The organism is Staphylococcus succinus (genome assembly GCF_029024945.1).
Classification (GTDB): Bacteria; Bacillota; Bacilli; order Staphylococcales; family Staphylococcaceae; genus Staphylococcus; species Staphylococcus succinus.
On sequence record NZ_CP118976.1, the window covers coordinates 1,445,707 to 1,461,692 of the forward strand.

Consider the following 15,986-nt stretch of genomic DNA (forward strand, 5'->3'; position numbering starts at 1 on the left):
TGCAAGAAAGCATTCAATTCTATAATATTTGATTTGTATAAATGTTATAAACACAAATTTAATATTAAACAATCGTAGCCACAAATGATATAATACGACCAAGTGTCAAATCATATTATTGTACATTTACGATGTACTTTCACTTCATTTTTAGTAATACAGGAGAGTGACTATTATTCTTACTTACTCTGAGAAGGAAGCTATTGGTGCAATAGATCATTTAATGAACACCTACTGCAATCAATGTCTACTTAAACACCACATTCGAAAGAACGAAGGCAAAGCCCAAGCACATCATTTTTGTATAAATGAATGTTCTATTGGTAAGCAAATTAAACAAATAGGAAACGAATTACAATAAGGAGGTCCTTTAGATGGAAATCATAAATGTTGAACCAACACCAAGCCCAAATACAATGAAAATTGTATTAAGTGAACAAAGAGAAGATAATAAATCAAATACCTATACAGTGGTGAAAGAAGGACAACCTAAATTTATTAACGATATTTTAGAAGTAGAAGGCGTTAAATCTATATTTCATGTCATGGATTTTTTAGCTGTTGATAAATCTCCTGAATTTGATTGGGACGAAGTAATACCTAAAGTTACAGCTACTTTAAGCGAAACATAATAAGGAGGTTCCTTTAATGGAAATAATTCGTGTTGAACCAACACCGAGCCCAAACACAATGAAAATTGTATTGAGTGAGAAAAGGGAAGACAATAAATCAAATACGTATACGTCAGTTAAAGATGAACAACCTAAATTTATTAATGACATATTAGCAATCGAAGGCGTCAAATCTATATTTTATGTTATGGATTTTTTAGCTGTTGATAAGCAACCTAAATTTGATTGGGAGGATGTTTTGCCTAGCGTGACTGCTATGCTTAATGCCGAAGAAGAAACTGCTAGCCAGCCAATACCAGATGAACATTTTGGTGAAGTTAAAGCAGAAGTCTTAACATTCAAAGGTATTCCGTATCAAATCAAGCTTACTACAAGTAATGAAGAAAAACGTAAACAATTACCAGAGATTTTTATTGATAGTATGTTAGCAGCACAAAAAGATTCTGATAATATTGTTTTTCTTCGTAAGTGGGAAGACCTAGGCATACGTTATGGGGAGCTAGATGATATCTTAAATGAAGTTTTTGACGAAATCATAGCACTCTATCCTGACGAAAAATTAAAGTCTCTTGTTGATGAAGCACTAAAAACAGACATCGTAGTACCTCAAAAACAATATCAACATGTGACGTTAGAAGAATATCAAGCAGCAGATAACTGGAAAGAACGTCTTAGAATGTTAAAATCATTTCCGACACCCACAGAACAAGATTTCCCTTTACTAGGTGAGGCGTTAAATGAAGAACAAAAAGTACCGTTAAGACGTGAAGCAGTTGTACTACTTGGTATGATTGAAAATGAATCTGTGTTGCCTTATCTATATAAAGGACTGCAAGACAAAAGTCCTGCAGTAAGACGTACAGCAGGAGATTGTTTAAGCGATTTAGGTTTCAAACAAGCCTTACCAGAAATGGAAAAAGCTTTAGAGGATCCTCAAAAAATTGTACGTTGGAGAGCTGCTATGTTTATATTCGATGAAGGTGGACCTGAACAATTAGCGTCTTTAAAAAAACATATAGATGATCCAGCTTACGATGTAAAACTTCAAATAGAAATGGCTATTTCTAGAATTGAAAATGGTGATGAAGCATTAGGCTCTGTTTGGAAACAAATTGCTAACAGAAATAAGTAATGAAATAATCTTAGAAATATAGGAGTGTTATAAATGAATGCATATGAAGCTTATATGAACGAATTAGCTACACAAATGCGTAGTGAACTGACAGGTCGAGATTTTCAAAGTCTAGAAACACCAGACGATGTTATTAACCATATGAATAATGTAGCAGCAGATGACACTACATTTGTTGTAATAAACTCTACATGTGGTTGTGCAGCTGGTTTAGCTAGACCTGCTGCAGTTACAGTGGTTGAACAAAACGATAAAAAACCAACACATAAAGTTACTGTATTTGCAGGACAGGATAAAGCAGCAACTGAAGAGATGAGATCTTATATCCAACAAATCCCTTCAAGTCCATCATACGCATTATTCAAAGGAAAAGAATTGCAACACTTTATCCCACGTGAACATATTGAAGGTAGAGATATACAAGATATTTGCATGGACATAAAAGATGCTTTTGATGAACATTGCTAATTATACAATCAGTTAATCATTGTTTTTCAAGCTCAAATATCTAAATATTTGAATCAGTTCCCAAATCCTGAAACTAGCGCTAAGGCTTTTGGGGGCTGTTTTTTTATGTTATTCTTTATTTTTCAAACGTTTTCATTAAAAATGTTGTATACTCAATTTAACTTAAGTTATTTTTACACAATTAATAGGTATTTCTTTTAATTACCACCAAATTCAAATAAGATAAATATAAATAACTATGGAATGGAAAGGCGCGTGGCTGTTATGCTAAATACGTTTGATCAATCGTATCATGATTTATGCGAAGAAATTTTAGAAATAGGAAAGCAAAAAAATGATCGTACTAATACAGGCACTATTTCTAAATTTGGGCATCAATTACGATTTGATTTAACAAAAGGATTTCCTTTGTTAACTACAAAAAAAGTGTCCTTTAAATTAATCGCAACTGAATTATTATGGTTTATTAAAGGGGATACTAATATTAAATATCTTCTTCACTATAATAATAATATTTGGAATGAATGGGCTTTTGAAAAATATATTCATTCTTCTGATTATAGTGGCCCTGACATGACTGATTTTGGTCACAGAGCTCAATCAGATGAAGCTTTTAATGTACTATATAAAGAAGAAATGCAAAAATTTAAATATAACATCTTAAACGATGATGATTTTGCAAAAAAATATGGAGATTTAGGTAATGTATATGGTAAACAGTGGAGAGATTGGGTAGATAAAGATGGGAACCGTTTTGATCAACTTAAAACTGTCATCGAACAAATCAAGCATAACCCTAATTCTCGTCGTCATATAGTATCAGCATGGAATCCAACAGAAATTGATACAATGGCCTTACCACCTTGTCATACGATGTTTCAATTTTATGTACAAGATGGGAAGGTGAGTTGTCAATTATATCAAAGAAGTGCTGATATATTTTTAGGGGTTCCTTTTAATATTGCGAGTTATAGTTTATTAACACATTTAATTGCGAAGGAATGTGGCTTAGAAGTTGGAGAGTTTATTCATACTTTTGGTGATGCCCATATTTATTCGAATCATATCAATGCGATTGAAACGCAACTATCTCGTGATAGCTTTGATGCACCTCAATTGAAAATTAATACTGACGCATCCATATTTGATATTAATTACGAAGATTTAGAAATCATTAATTACAAATCGCATCCATCAATTAAAGCACCAATTGCAGTATAATTTTATTAAAATATTAAATTCAAACAACAAGGAGGAAAATTATGACACTTTCAATACTTGTAGCACATGATCAACAACGTGTCATAGGGGTGAACAACCAATTACCTTGGCATTTACCTAATGATCTTAAACATGTCAAGTCCTTAACTACAGGCAACACACTTGTTATGGGGCGTGCTACATTTGATTCCATCGGAAAACCACTTCCGAACAGAAAGAATGTAGTGTTAACAAGAAATAAATCTTTTAAACATGAAGGTGTAGATGTCATTCATTCAATGGATGAAATTATGTCTTTACCCGGGCATGTATTCATATTTGGAGGACAATCCTTATTTGAAGAAATGATTGATAAAGTTGATGACATGTACATTACAGTCATTGAAGATAAATATAATGGAGATACTTTTTTCCCACCTTATACATTTAAAAATTGGGAAATTGAATCATCGGTTAAAGGTGAATTAGATGATAAAAATACGATTCCTCACACTTTTTTACATTTAATACGTAAGGAAACTTCATAGGAGGAAAAATATGAATAAAAAGAAAATTGTAACTGATTCTACTTCAGATTTATCTCAATCGTATTTAAGAGAAAATGATATTCACGTAGTACCACTTAATTTAACTATTGATGGAGAAGCGTTCATTGATCAAATTGATATCTCTTCTGAAGAATATATTCAAAAAATCGAAGACAATGCTGATGTAAAGACGAGTCAACCTGCAATTGGAAAATTTATTGAACTATATGATGAACTAGGGAAAGATGGCTCTGAAATTATTAGTATTCACATGACTTCAGGTCTGAGCGGAACTTATCAAACAGCTTTACAAGCGAGCCAAATGACAGAAAGCAATGTTACCGTAATAGATTCTAAATCTATTTCATATGGTTTAGGATATCAAATACAACACATCGTTGATTGGAATAATGAGGGCTTACCAACAGAGACTATCATTTCTGAGTTAGTCGAACTACAGAAGAATATTAAACTTTATGTCGTTATCGGCCAATTAAACCAGTTAATCAAAGGTGGCCGTATCAGTAAAACCAAAGGTCTTATAGGTAACATGATGAAAATTAAACCTGTCGGTACTTTAGTTGATGGTAAGATTGAGTTAGTTCATAATTCACGTACACAGAACGCTAGTATACAATTTCTAAAAAAAGAAATAAGTACGTTTATTGGCAACAAGAATATTAAATCTATTGGAATTGCGCACGCTAACATTATCGAATTTGTAGATAAAGTTAAAAAGCACTTTTCTGAAGAATTCAATTTCACGCAATTTGATACAAATGTTACAACACCGGTCATTACAACACATACTGGTCAAGGTGCTATTGGTTTAGTTGTGTTAAGATCTTAATATACAATTTTGCTATATAAGTTACATTCTTTTTAATACTTTAGTCTTAAATATTATATATACAATCAATTTTATAGCATATCTCTTAAAATAATGGTAACTTTATGACAAAATAAATATAGGAGGACTAATATGGCATATGCAACATTAGCCGGAGGATGTTTCTGGTGTTTAGTTAAACCATTTACTTCTTATCCAGGTATCGAAAGTGTTGTTTCAGGCTATAGTGGTGGACATGTGGATAATCCCACTTATGAAACTGTAAGTACGAACCAAACTGGACATGTAGAAGCTGTCCAAATCACTTACGACTCTGAAATAACTTCATTTGAAAATATATTAGATGTATACTTTAAAACTTTTGATCCAACTGATAATGGAGGTCAGTTTTTTGACCGTGGCGAACATTATGAACCTGCAATTTTTTATCATGACATTGATCAGAAAAAAGCTGCCGAAGCCAAAATACAGCAATTAAATGAGCAAGATGTATTTAATAGCCCTGTAATAACACCCATAAAACCATATAAAAACTTTTACCCTGCGGAGTCTTATCATCAAGACTACTATAAAAAGAATCCACTACATTATGAACAATATCAACGTGGATCAGGTAGAAAAGGTTTTATCGAAAAACATTGGGGGAAACAAAATGATTAAAAAAAACAAAAACGATTTAAATGAAATGGAATATTTAGTAACACAAGAAAATGGTACTGAACCACCATTTAGAAATGAATATTGGAATCACTTTGATAAAGGTATTTATGTAGATAAGCTTTCAGGTAAGCCTTTATTTACTTCAGAAGAAAAATTTGAATCTGATTGTGGTTGGCCAAGTTTTTCGAAAGCATTAGATGACGACGAAATCGTTGAACTTGTAGATAAAACAATGGGTATGGTGCGTACTGAGGTCCGTTCAGAAGATGCTGATAGTCATTTAGGACATGTCTTTAACGATGGTCCAAAAGAAAGTGGCGGATTAAGATATTGTATAAATTCAGCAGCAGTACAATTTATACCGTTTGAAAAGCTTGATGAATTAGGTTATGGCGAATTAAAAAAACACTTTGAAAAATAAGGAGCGAACACATTATGTTTAAAAAATTATTTGGTAAAGGTAAAGAAATTAATAAAGATAGCTCAATTTATGCACCAATTACAGGTGAATATGTAAAAATCGAAGATATTCCGGATCCAGTTTTCGCACAGAAAATGATGGGCGAAGGTTTCGGAGTTAATCCAACAGAAGGAGAAGTTGTTTCTCCAATTGATGGTAAAGTAGATAACGTATTTCCAACGAAACATGCAATTGGTTTGAAAGCTGAAAACGGTTTAGAATTATTGGTTCATATTGGCTTAGACACTGTACAATTAGATGGTGAAGGTTTTGAAATATTAGTTGAAAGTGGCGATACAGTAAATGTAGGCGATCCAATTTTACGTTTTGATTTAGAGTATATTAAAGAAAATGCTAAATCAGTTATTTCACCAATTATTATTACAAACTCTGACAATACTTCATCTATTTCGGTCTCTGAAGTAAGTTCTGTAGTTAAAGGCGACACAAAAATTGTTGATGTGACAATGAACTAATGAAAGATCATTCATTCTATCAATTTGTGTTAACGGTCAGAGGCCGTAAGGATGAAAAAGGCACGCTTGCAGAAGAAATCTTTGACGATTTATCTTTTCCAAGACATGCAAAAGAATTTCATGTTTTATCTGATTATATTGAAACGCAAAGTAACTACACAATTTCTATGTCCGTATTTGACGATTTATACGAAGAATATACAGAATGGCTAAAATTTTAATCATTTCATGTTTGTAGATATATCTTTAAGTATATTACAATATTAAAGTGTCATATATGGAGCAGGGATTAATCGAATAAGGATCAATCCCTGCTCTTTTATTTTAATTTTAATGCGCCAGCAACTATTTTTACATAAGTATTAGGAAGTGATGAAATGTCCGAAAAAAATGACATAAATGAAGAACCACCAGTTACAAAAAAAGTGAAATTTAAGCGTAGTCATTTTATATTCTTATTATTGGCAACGATTATGATTACTGTGTTAGTAACTATTTTCGCCACTATTGCATTTAGTAATTGGAGTAGTGGTTTAAATAGCCAGCAACGCACTGAAGTTAAGAAAATAGAAAAAGTATATAAAACCCTTAATAACGAATATTATAAAAAAACAGACTCTGAAAAATTGTCTGAAGCTGCAATAAAAGGAATGGTTAAAGATTTAGATGATCCTTATTCTGAGTTTATGACTAAAAAAGAAACGACATCATTTAATGAAGATGTTTCTGGGGATTTTGTTGGTATAGGTGCAGAAATGCAAAAGAAAAATAATAAAATTGAAATCACTAGTCCAATGAAGCATTCTCCAGCTGAAAAAGCAGGACTTCAACCTAAAGATATCGTTACGAAAGTGAATGGAACATCCGTCAAAGGTCAACCCTTAGAAGCTATCGTTAAGAAAGTACGTGGCAAACAAGGTTCAAAAGTAACCTTAACAATAGAACGTTCCAACCAATCTCATGATATTACTATTAAAAGAGATAAAATCCATGTAAAAAGTGTAGAGTATAAAAAACAAAACAACATCGGTGTATTTACAATAAATAAATTTCAAAATAGCACCTCTGGAGAATTAAAATCTGCAATAATTAAAGCCCATAAAGATGGCGTACGTAAAATTGTTCTAGATTTACGAAATAATCCAGGTGGGTTGTTAGATGAAGCCGTTAAAATGGCTAATATATTCATAGAAAAAGGCGATACTGTTGTCCAGCTCGAAAAAGGAAACAGTAAAGAAAAAGTTCAAGCGTCAAATGATGCTTTAAAAGAAGCTAAAGATATGAAAGTATCTATACTTGTAAATAAAGGATCTGCAAGTGCCTCTGAAGTATTTACTGGAGCCATGATGGACTATGATAAAGCAAAAGTATACGGTACTAAGACATTTGGTAAAGGTATCGTACAAACTACCCAAGAATTCGATGATGGTTCATTATTAAAATTCACCAATATGAAGTGGCTTACACCGAAAGCGCACTATATTCACGGTAAAGGTATCGAACCAGATACTAAGATAAGTGAACCTGCTTATCAATCTTTAAATGTTATCCCAAATAACAAAACTTATAAGTTGGGTGATAACAACAAAAATGTTAAAACGATGAAAGTAGGGTTATCTGCACTAGGGTATAACATAGATAATCATTCTAAGACATTTGATAGCAATTTAGAATCTACAATTGAGGCTTTTCAAAAGAAAAACAACTTAGATATTAATGGTACATTTGATAAAAAGACAAATGAACAATTCACGAAACAACTCATTAATAAGGCAAATAAAGAAGATACAGTTCTACAAAAACTTTTAAAAAAACTACAATAATTACCAAGAGGTGCTACCCCTAATGATAAGAATTGGAACAACTAACGATTTACCTAGCATTATGAAAATTGTGGAAGAAGCTAAAGCTATTATGAAACAAGATAATAATAATCAATGGGACGATCATTATCCTTTAGAGGAACATTTTGAAGAAGATATAGCTGCTGAAACTTTATTTATACTAGAAAAAAATTCTCACATAATTGCTTTTATAGTTGTCGACCAACAGCAATCAGCGTGGTATGATAAATTAGAATGGCCAATAGATAGAACTGACGCCTATGTTATACATAGGCTAGCAGTTGCATCAGGATATAAAGGTGCTGCCTCTGAGTTGTTTGATTTTGCAGTAAATCTAGCATTAGATGATCAAATTCATGTTATGTTGACAGATACGTTTGCAATCAACAAACGTGCTCAGGGCCTGTTTAAAAAATTTGGTTTTAATAAGATAGGCGAAGCAGAAATAGATTATCACCCATATAATAAAGGCGAACCTTTTTATGCCTATTATAAAAAATTAGAAGAATAGAGGTTTTAATATGACGAAAACCGCATTTACCGGTGGAGGGACAGTTGGACATGTCTCAGTCAATTTAAGCTTAATACCAACAGCTTTAGAAGAAGGTCACGAAGCTTTCTATATCGGTTCAAAAAAGGGCATAGAGCGTGAAATGATTGAATCTCAATTGCCAAATATTCATTACCATGCAATTTCTAGTGGGAAATTAAGACGGTATATCTCATGGGAGAATATCAAAGATATCTTTAAAGTTCTAAAAGGCATTTTTGATGCTCGAAAGGCACTTAAAAAAGAGAAACCTGATTTATTATTTTCCAAAGGTGGCTTTGTATCAGTTCCAGTTGTAATTGCTGCAAAAACTTTAAAAATACCCACTATCATACATGAATCCGATCTTACGCCTGGATTGGCCAATAAAATATCTCTAAAATTTGCTAAAAAAATATATACAACTTTTGAAGATACTTTACAATATTTACCTAGTGATAAAGCAGATTTTGTGGGTGCGACTGTGCGAGAAGACTTAAAAACAGGTAATAAAAATAGAGGCTACCAACTAACCAAATTTAATGATAATAAAAAAATATTATTAGTTATGGGCGGAAGTCTAGGTAGCAAAAAATTAAATGATATTATTCGTCAAAATTTAGATGCATTATTAGAATCTTACCAAGTAATCCATCTTACAGGTAAAGGTTTATTAGATGAAAAATTGATTGATAAAGAAGGGTATACGCAATTTGAATTTGTTAAAGATGATTTAACAGATTTATTAGCGATTACAGATACTGTCATTAGCCGTGCAGGTTCTAACGCTATATATGAATTTTTAGCACTTAGAATTCCGATGCTATTAATCCCATTAGGTCTTGATCAATCACGTGGAGATCAAATTGACAACGCTAAGAATTTTGAGAGCAAAGGATTTGGCAGAACAATCCCTGAAGATACATTAACTGAACAACAATTAATGGAACAATTAAATGATATTGAGATGAATCGTGATGCAATTGTTGAGCAAATGCAAACATATAAAGAAAGTTATACGCGTCAAGACTTATTTCATAAAATCATTAAAGATTCACAACAATAGTTGGAGGTGTGTGCAATGAGTCGTTGGAAAAGAATATCTTTACTTATCATTTTCACTTTAATATTTGGCATCATTGCATTCTTCCATGAATCGAGATTAGGTAAATGGATAGACAATGAAGTATATGAATTTATATATTCTTCAGAAAGTTTTATTACTACTTCCTTTTTCCTTGGTGTCACAAAGATTGGCGAGGTATGGGCTATGATATGCTTATCTTTATTGCTAATTGCTTATTTAATGTTGAAAAGGCTAAATATAGAAGCTTTATTTTTTGCAATTGCAATGAGTTTATCGAGTACTTTAAACCCTCTATTAAAAAATGTTTTTGATAGAGAAAGGCCAACGCTTTTAAGGTTAATTGATATTTCTGGTTTCAGTTTTCCAAGTGGCCATGCAATGGGATCGGCTGCTTTCTTCGGAAGTACAATGTTTATTGCAAACCGAGTATTGCAAGGTAAATCAAAGGCCTTTATGATAGGTATTTCAGCACTGTTTATAGTCATGATTTCTTCATCTCGTGTCTATTTAGGTGTACATTACCCAACTGATATTATTGCTGGAATTGTTGGGGGCGCTTTTTGCGTAATTTTATCGTCTCTAATATTAAGGCATAAATTGCAAAGTTAAACGCCTATTGAATCATTGATAATATTCATATTAAAAAAGCAGTTGGATGAATTAATCATCTAACTGCTTTTTCGTGTCAAAATTTATTATAAAAGCCGATTTTACAATGTAAAACCGGCTTTTATATTTCACGTTGTCTCGCAACGTTAGTCTTTTACGGGCATATAAAAGGGGATATTTATGAAAATGATCATTCCAATTAAGAACAAAATATGTGTGGGGGGGAATGTCTTAGTTTGGAATTGAGAATCACTTTCAATTACATTATACATCATTGAGAATCATTGTCAATTAGAAAGAGAAAATTTATTTATTTCGTCTTTCTTACCATATAAACACTGGTCTCAAATGATATGTTCTAATCATAAATGATATTCATTCTCATTTCAAGTGATTACAAAATTATAAATCAACAAAATATTTACATTTTCGTCAGATGACTTTCTACATTATACATTTTCCTTTAATATAGAAATTGAGGTGCAGCTAATGACTAAAATATTAATAGTAGAAGATGAGCAAAATCTTGCTCGTTTTATAGAACTTGAATTAGAACATGAAAATTATTCTGTAGATATCGAATATGATGGACGCCCTGGTTTAGAAAAAGCATTATCAAATACTTATGATCTTATACTTTTAGATTTAATGCTTCCCAATATAAATGGCTTAGAAATATGTAGGCAAATCAGGCAAAAGCAAACCACACCCATAATAATTATCACTGCCAAAAGTGACACTTATGATAAAGTAGCAGGATTAGATTATGGAGCTGATGATTATATTGTTAAACCATTTGATATTGAAGAACTATTGGCAAGAATCAGAGCAATGTTACGTCGACAACCGAAAAAAAATGTCATTGATATTAGAGGTATCATTATAGATAAAGATGCATTTAAGGTTACTGTTGATAGTGAATCACTAGATCTAACTAAAACCGAATATGACTTACTATATCTACTAGCTGAGAACAAAAACCATGTCTTGCAAAGAGAACAAATTATTGCAGATGTCTGGGGCTATGATAGTGAGGTAGAGACAAATGTTGTTGATGTATATATCCGTTATTTAAGAAATAAACTAAGACCCTATGGTAAAGAAAAATATATTGAAACAGTTCGTGGGGTTGGGTATGTGATTAGAGAGTGAAACAAAGAAAATTAAGAACTAAATGGATGATGATTACTACAACAATTACGTTTTTAACCATTTTTTTCTTTAGTTTAATCATCATATTTTTTCTAAGTAATTCTTTACGTCACAATGAATTAAACGAAGCAGAACGGACTTCTCAGGATATTGCTAAACTTATAGAAACAAAACGTTTTGAAGAAATCACACCACTAGACTTAAATGCTTCACTTGGTACTTTTCAGAAAGTTATTATATATAATGATCAAGGCAGCAAAATAACTGAAACATCTAATGATCATTCTATTAATTTTTCGCCGGATTTATCCACAAAAGATACAGATCATATTGCCGTAAAAAAGAACCATAATACTAATTATTTGGTATTAACTAGACATATAGATACACCAAAGTTCCAAGGGTATAGTGTAATCATTCATTCTTTAGAAGATTACAACATGCTTGTAAACTCTTTATACTTTATCGCACTCATTTTTGGAATCATTGCAACATTTATTACTGCTATTATTAGTTACTTTTTTTCATCACAAATTACAAAACCGTTATTGTTGATGTCGAATAAAATGCAACAAATTCGTAGAGATGGTTTCCAAGAAAAAGTAGAACTCACTACGAATTATGAAGAAACGGATAATTTAATTGTTACTTTTAATGCAATGATGTTCCAATTAGAAGAATCATTTAACCAACAACGCCAATTTGTAGAAGATGCTTCACATGAATTACGTACACCACTTCAAATCATTCAAGGGCATTTGAATTTGATTCAAAGATGGGGCAAAAAAGATGCTGCTATATTAGAAGAATCATTAGATATTTCTTTAGAGGAAATGGAAAGAATAACTAAATTGGTTGAGGAATTGCTCTTGCTAACTAAAGACAACACAAATAGTACAGCAAGTGAACAGGAAAATGTTGAAATTAATCAAGAAATTGCTTCGCGTATAAAATCGTTAGAACAACTTCACTATGATTACACATTTGACTTTAATGCTTATCCTAAAGCACTTAATATAAATATTGATCGTTACCAATTAGAACAAGTACTGATTATTTTTATAGACAATGCAATGAAGTATGACCAAATCAATAAACACATAGAAATTCAAACCAACCTTAGAAATAAACAAATATCTATTGAAATCACTGATCACGGCGTAGGTATTCCCAAAGAAGACATTGATTTTATATTTGATCGCTTTTATAGGGTGGATAAATCACGTTCTCGTAAACTAGGTGGTAACGGACTAGGTTTATCTATAGCAAAAAAAATCATTGAACTTAACAATGGTACAATCCACGTAGAAAGTGAACTAGGAAAGTATACAACGTTTAAAATTACATTTTAATGCTTATTTTTAAATATTATATCCTACACTATTATATAAAAGATAAAAAAAGCAGTCCTATTTTAAATTAGGGGCTGCTTTTTTCTTATATCTAGGCTATTGGCACTTTAATTTGAGGATATTTAATGATATTATTGATTTGTAAGCGTTTCAACTATTTTGTGGAGGGTGTAATATGAGCAACGAAAAACAGGTTTCCGAGGCACCTGTAAATTTCGGGGCAAATCTTGGATATGTTTTAGATTTATATGATATATATCTAAATGATCCAGCTTCAGTCCCTGAAGATTTACAAGTCCTATTTAGTACAATTAAAAACGGTGAAGCTAACATCGCACCAAAAGCTGATGGTCAAACTACTGTGACTAAAGGTGATAGCACTATCAAACGTGTTATGAGATTGATAGATAATATTCGTCAATACGGGCATTTATTGGCAGATATTTATCCAGTCAATAGACCATCAAGAGAACACGTTCCAAAATTAAATATTGAAGACTTCAATTTAGACCAAGAGACGCTTGAGTCTATCTCAGCTGGCATAGTGTCTGAGCATTTTAAAGATATCTATGACAACGCTTATGAAGCCATTGTTCGTATGGAAAAACGTTATAAAGGGCCAATTGCTTTTGAGTATACACATATCAATAACAACAAAGAACGTGTATGGTTAAAACGTCGAATTGAAACTCCATACAAAGCAATATTAAATGACAAACAAAAAATTGAACTATTTAAAAATTTAGCTCATGTTGAAGGATTTGAAAAATATTTACACAAAAACTTCGTAGGAGCAAAACGTTTCTCTATCGAGGGTGTAGATACATTAGTACCTATGCTACAACAAACATTAAAGCTAGCAAGTGATGAAGGTATACAAAATATTCAAATCGGTATGGCTCACCGTGGTAGATTAAATGTCTTAACACATGTATTAGAGAAGCCATATGAAATGATGATTTCTGAATTTATGCATACTGATCCAATGAAATTCTTACCACAAGATGGAAGTTTAAAATTAACTTCTGGTTGGTCTGGCGATGTTAAATATCATCTTGGCGGCGTGAAAACGACTCAGTCTTACGGCATAGAACAACAGATATCTCTAGCTAATAATCCGAGTCATTTAGAAATTGTTGCACCTGTAGTACTTGGTAAAACACGTGCAACACAAGATAATACGGAGCAGTCTGGTGAGGTTTCTACGGAATTCCAGAAATCTATGCCTATATTAATTCATGGTGATGCTGCTTATCCTGGACAAGGTATTAACTTTGAAGCAATGAATTTAGGTAATCTAGATGGTTATTCTACTGGTGGTTCATTGCATATTATTACAAATAATAGAATTGGTTTTACTACTGAACCCAATGATGGTCGCTCTACAACATACTCATCAGATGTTGCTAAAGGGTATGATGTACCTATCATGCATGTCAATGCAGATAATGTTGAAGCAACTATAGAGGCTATAGAAATTGCAATGGCATTTAGAAAAGAATTCCACAAGGATGTTGTCATTGACCTAGTTGGTTATCGTCGCTATGGACACAATGAAATGGATGAACCATCCATAACAAACCCATTGCAATATCATGAAATACGTGAACATGAATCTGTAGATATTTTATATGGCAAACAACTTGTAAGTGAAAATATTATATCTGAAGACCAAATGAATACTATATTTGATGACGTTCAAAAAACATTACGTACTGCTCATGATAAAATTGATAAAAACGATAAGATGGATAACCCAGACATGCAAAAACCAGAAAGTCTAGCTGAACCTATACAAACTAAAGATACAAACTTAAGTTTTGATAACCTTAAGAAAATAAATGATGCGATGCTTTCATATCCATCAGATTTTAAAGTGTTGAAAAAACTTAACAAAGTATTAGAAAAACGTAATGAACCATTTGAAAGCGAAGAAGGTTTAGTTGATTGGGCACAAGCAGAACAGTTAGCATTTGCTACTATCACACAAAATGGCACACCTATTCGTTTAACTGGTCAAGATAGTGAACGTGGTACTTTCAGTCACCGTCATGCAGTATTACACGATCCTGATACAGGTGATAAATATGTACCTCTCCATCATGTACCAAACCAAAAGGCGACTTTTGAAGTACGCAATTCACCATTATCAGAAGCTGCAGTAGTTGGTTTTGAGTATGGTTATAACGTTCAAAATAAATCCTGTATGACTATATGGGAAGCCCAGTATGGCGATTTTTCAAATATGGCTCAAATGATTTTTGATAACTTCTTATTTAGTTCTAGAGCTAAATGGGGCGAACGCTCAGGTCTTACTTTATTCCTACCACATTCATTTGAAGGACAAGGTCCAGAACATTCATCTGCGCGTTTAGAAAGATTTTTACAACTTGCAGGCGAAAATAATGCGACGATTGTTAATTTATCTAGTTCTAGTAATTATTATCATTTATTACGTGCGCAAGCAGCGAATTTAGGTACTGAGTCAATGAGACCTTTAGTTGTAATGTCACCAAAGAGTTTATTACGTAATAAAACAGTTGCAGATCCAATCAGCAAATTTACTACTGGTAAATTCGAAGCGATTTTACCAGAAAATCATGAAAAAGACACTGTGAAAAAAGTTATTTTAGCTTCCGGTAAAATGTTTATCGATTTAAAAGAATATCTAGCTAAACATCCAAATGATTCTATTCTCATAGTAGCAGTTGAAAGATTGTATCCATTCCCTGTTGCTGAAGTCGAAGCATTATTAAATGAACTGCCTAATGTCGAAAATGTAGCTTGGGTTCAAGAAGAACCTAAAAATCAGGGCGCATGGTCATTCGTTTATCCGTATCTAAAAGAATTAACTACTGACAAATATGACTTAAGTTATCATGGTCGTATTCAACGTTCCGCTCCAGCCGAAGGAGACGGCGAAATTCACAAACTCGTTCAAAATATGATACTAGAGCAAAGTACAAATATTAAATAGGGGGAAGTCA

Annotated in this window: 17 protein-coding genes and 1 pseudogene; all 18 read left to right on the forward strand. The window is 32.3% G+C overall.

Going from position 1 to position 15,986, the window contains the following annotated elements; translation table 11 throughout:
* Nucleotides 1-166 precede the first annotated feature (166 nt).
* The 18 genes and pseudogenes from PYW31_RS07105 (at nucleotide 167) to PYW31_RS07190 (ending at nucleotide 15,976) form a co-directional block, all read left to right on the forward strand.
* On the forward strand, nucleotides 167-361 hold the full coding sequence (locus PYW31_RS07105; protein WP_046837409.1) for a zinc-finger domain-containing protein: 195 nt from the start codon (nucleotides 167-169) through the stop codon (nucleotides 359-361).
* 13 nt (nucleotides 362-374) lie between these two features.
* A pseudogene (locus PYW31_RS07110) lies at nucleotides 375-623 on the forward strand (NifU N-terminal domain-containing protein); the annotation flags it as partial.
* A 25-nt stretch (nucleotides 624-648) separates the two neighbouring features.
* On the forward strand, nucleotides 649-1,764 hold the full coding sequence (locus PYW31_RS07115) for a conserved virulence factor C family protein (protein ID WP_046837411.1): 1,116 nt from the start codon (nucleotides 649-651) through the stop codon (nucleotides 1,762-1,764).
* A 33-nt stretch (nucleotides 1,765-1,797) separates the two neighbouring features.
* On the forward strand, nucleotides 1,798-2,232 hold the full coding sequence (brxA, locus tag PYW31_RS07120; RefSeq protein WP_046837412.1) for a bacilliredoxin BrxA: 435 nt from the start codon (nucleotides 1,798-1,800) through the stop codon (nucleotides 2,230-2,232).
* A 264-nt stretch (nucleotides 2,233-2,496) separates the two neighbouring features.
* Nucleotides 2,497-3,453, forward strand: a complete 957-nt coding sequence (locus PYW31_RS07125; protein ID WP_046837413.1) for a thymidylate synthase — start codon at nucleotides 2,497-2,499, stop codon at nucleotides 3,451-3,453.
* A 41-nt stretch (nucleotides 3,454-3,494) separates the two neighbouring features.
* Nucleotides 3,495-3,980, forward strand: a complete 486-nt coding sequence (locus PYW31_RS07130; protein ID WP_046837414.1) for a dihydrofolate reductase — start codon at nucleotides 3,495-3,497, stop codon at nucleotides 3,978-3,980.
* A 10-nt stretch (nucleotides 3,981-3,990) separates the two neighbouring features.
* Entirely contained in the window at nucleotides 3,991-4,830 is an 840-nt protein-coding gene (locus PYW31_RS07135; protein ID WP_046837415.1) for a DegV family protein, read from the forward strand.
* Nucleotides 4,831-4,962: 132 nt separating this feature from the next.
* Nucleotides 4,963-5,490 (forward strand): peptide-methionine (S)-S-oxide reductase MsrA, encoded by a 528-nt coding sequence (gene msrA, locus PYW31_RS07140; RefSeq protein WP_046837416.1) that lies wholly within the window; start codon nucleotides 4,963-4,965, stop codon nucleotides 5,488-5,490.
* Entirely contained in the window at nucleotides 5,483-5,911 is a 429-nt protein-coding gene (gene msrB / locus PYW31_RS07145) for a peptide-methionine (R)-S-oxide reductase MsrB (protein ID WP_046837417.1), read from the forward strand. The genes msrA and msrB overlap by 8 nt, the downstream gene beginning before the upstream one ends.
* A 14-nt stretch (nucleotides 5,912-5,925) precedes the next feature.
* A complete protein-coding gene (locus tag PYW31_RS07150) occupies nucleotides 5,926-6,426 on the forward strand; it encodes a PTS sugar transporter subunit IIA (RefSeq protein WP_046837418.1) in 501 nt (166 codons plus the stop codon).
* Nucleotides 6,426-6,647, forward strand: a complete 222-nt coding sequence (locus PYW31_RS07155) for a YozE family protein (RefSeq protein ID WP_046837419.1) — start codon at nucleotides 6,426-6,428, stop codon at nucleotides 6,645-6,647. The genes PYW31_RS07150 and PYW31_RS07155 overlap by 1 nt, the downstream gene beginning before the upstream one ends.
* A 156-nt stretch (nucleotides 6,648-6,803) precedes the next feature.
* Complete coding sequence (locus tag PYW31_RS07160; RefSeq protein ID WP_046837420.1) at nucleotides 6,804-8,249, forward strand: S41 family peptidase; 1,446 nt, start codon at nucleotides 6,804-6,806, stop codon at nucleotides 8,247-8,249.
* Between the two features lie 22 nt (nucleotides 8,250-8,271).
* Nucleotides 8,272-8,781: a GNAT family N-acetyltransferase gene (locus tag PYW31_RS07165; RefSeq protein WP_046837421.1), complete on the forward strand. Its 510-nt coding sequence runs from the start codon at nucleotides 8,272-8,274 to the stop codon at nucleotides 8,779-8,781.
* Nucleotides 8,782-8,791: 10 nt separating this feature from the next.
* A complete protein-coding gene (locus PYW31_RS07170) occupies nucleotides 8,792-9,865 on the forward strand; it encodes an undecaprenyldiphospho-muramoylpentapeptide beta-N-acetylglucosaminyltransferase (RefSeq protein WP_046837422.1) in 1,074 nt (357 codons plus the stop codon).
* A 15-nt stretch (nucleotides 9,866-9,880) separates the two neighbouring features.
* Nucleotides 9,881-10,495 carry a phosphatase PAP2 family protein gene (locus PYW31_RS07175; RefSeq protein WP_046837423.1) on the forward strand — a complete coding sequence of 205 codons (615 nt, stop codon included), beginning with the start codon at nucleotides 9,881-9,883 and terminating at the stop codon, nucleotides 10,493-10,495.
* A gap of 489 nt (nucleotides 10,496-10,984) precedes the next feature.
* On the forward strand, nucleotides 10,985-11,647 hold the full coding sequence (locus tag PYW31_RS07180; RefSeq protein WP_046837424.1) for a response regulator transcription factor: 663 nt from the start codon (nucleotides 10,985-10,987) through the stop codon (nucleotides 11,645-11,647).
* Entirely contained in the window at nucleotides 11,644-12,999 is a 1,356-nt protein-coding gene (locus PYW31_RS07185; RefSeq protein WP_046837425.1) for a HAMP domain-containing sensor histidine kinase, read from the forward strand. The genes PYW31_RS07180 and PYW31_RS07185 overlap by 4 nt, the downstream gene beginning before the upstream one ends.
* Before the next feature lie 175 nt (nucleotides 13,000-13,174).
* On the forward strand, nucleotides 13,175-15,976 hold the full coding sequence (locus PYW31_RS07190) for a 2-oxoglutarate dehydrogenase E1 component (protein ID WP_046837426.1): 2,802 nt from the start codon (nucleotides 13,175-13,177) through the stop codon (nucleotides 15,974-15,976).
* Nucleotides 15,977-15,986: the final 10 nt, after the last annotated feature.

Excerpts from the sequence above, each read along its gene's own strand:
- PYW31_RS07115 (WP_046837411.1), top strand. The coding sequence starts at position 649 with ATGGAAATAATTCGTGTTGAACCAACACCGAGCCCAAACACAATGAAA.
- brxA (WP_046837412.1), top strand. The coding sequence starts at position 1,798 with ATGAATGCATATGAAGCTTATATGAACGAATTAGCTACACAAATGCGT.
- PYW31_RS07125 (WP_046837413.1), top strand. The coding sequence starts at position 2,497 with ATGCTAAATACGTTTGATCAATCGTATCATGATTTATGCGAAGAAATT.
- PYW31_RS07130 (WP_046837414.1), top strand. The coding sequence starts at position 3,495 with ATGACACTTTCAATACTTGTAGCACATGATCAACAACGTGTCATAGGG.
- PYW31_RS07135 (WP_046837415.1), top strand. The coding sequence starts at position 3,991 with ATGAATAAAAAGAAAATTGTAACTGATTCTACTTCAGATTTATCTCAA.
- msrA (WP_046837416.1), top strand. The coding sequence starts at position 4,963 with ATGGCATATGCAACATTAGCCGGAGGATGTTTCTGGTGTTTAGTTAAA.
- msrB (WP_046837417.1), top strand. The coding sequence starts at position 5,483 with ATGATTAAAAAAAACAAAAACGATTTAAATGAAATGGAATATTTAGTA.
- PYW31_RS07150 (WP_046837418.1), top strand. The coding sequence starts at position 5,926 with ATGTTTAAAAAATTATTTGGTAAAGGTAAAGAAATTAATAAAGATAGC.
- PYW31_RS07155 (WP_046837419.1), top strand. The coding sequence starts at position 6,426 with ATGAAAGATCATTCATTCTATCAATTTGTGTTAACGGTCAGAGGCCGT.
- PYW31_RS07160 (WP_046837420.1), top strand. The coding sequence starts at position 6,804 with ATGTCCGAAAAAAATGACATAAATGAAGAACCACCAGTTACAAAAAAA.
- PYW31_RS07165 (WP_046837421.1), top strand. The coding sequence starts at position 8,272 with ATGATAAGAATTGGAACAACTAACGATTTACCTAGCATTATGAAAATT.
- PYW31_RS07170 (WP_046837422.1), top strand. The coding sequence starts at position 8,792 with ATGACGAAAACCGCATTTACCGGTGGAGGGACAGTTGGACATGTCTCA.
- PYW31_RS07175 (WP_046837423.1), top strand. The coding sequence starts at position 9,881 with ATGAGTCGTTGGAAAAGAATATCTTTACTTATCATTTTCACTTTAATA.
- PYW31_RS07180 (WP_046837424.1), top strand. The coding sequence starts at position 10,985 with ATGACTAAAATATTAATAGTAGAAGATGAGCAAAATCTTGCTCGTTTT.
- PYW31_RS07190 (WP_046837426.1), top strand. The coding sequence starts at position 13,175 with ATGAGCAACGAAAAACAGGTTTCCGAGGCACCTGTAAATTTCGGGGCA.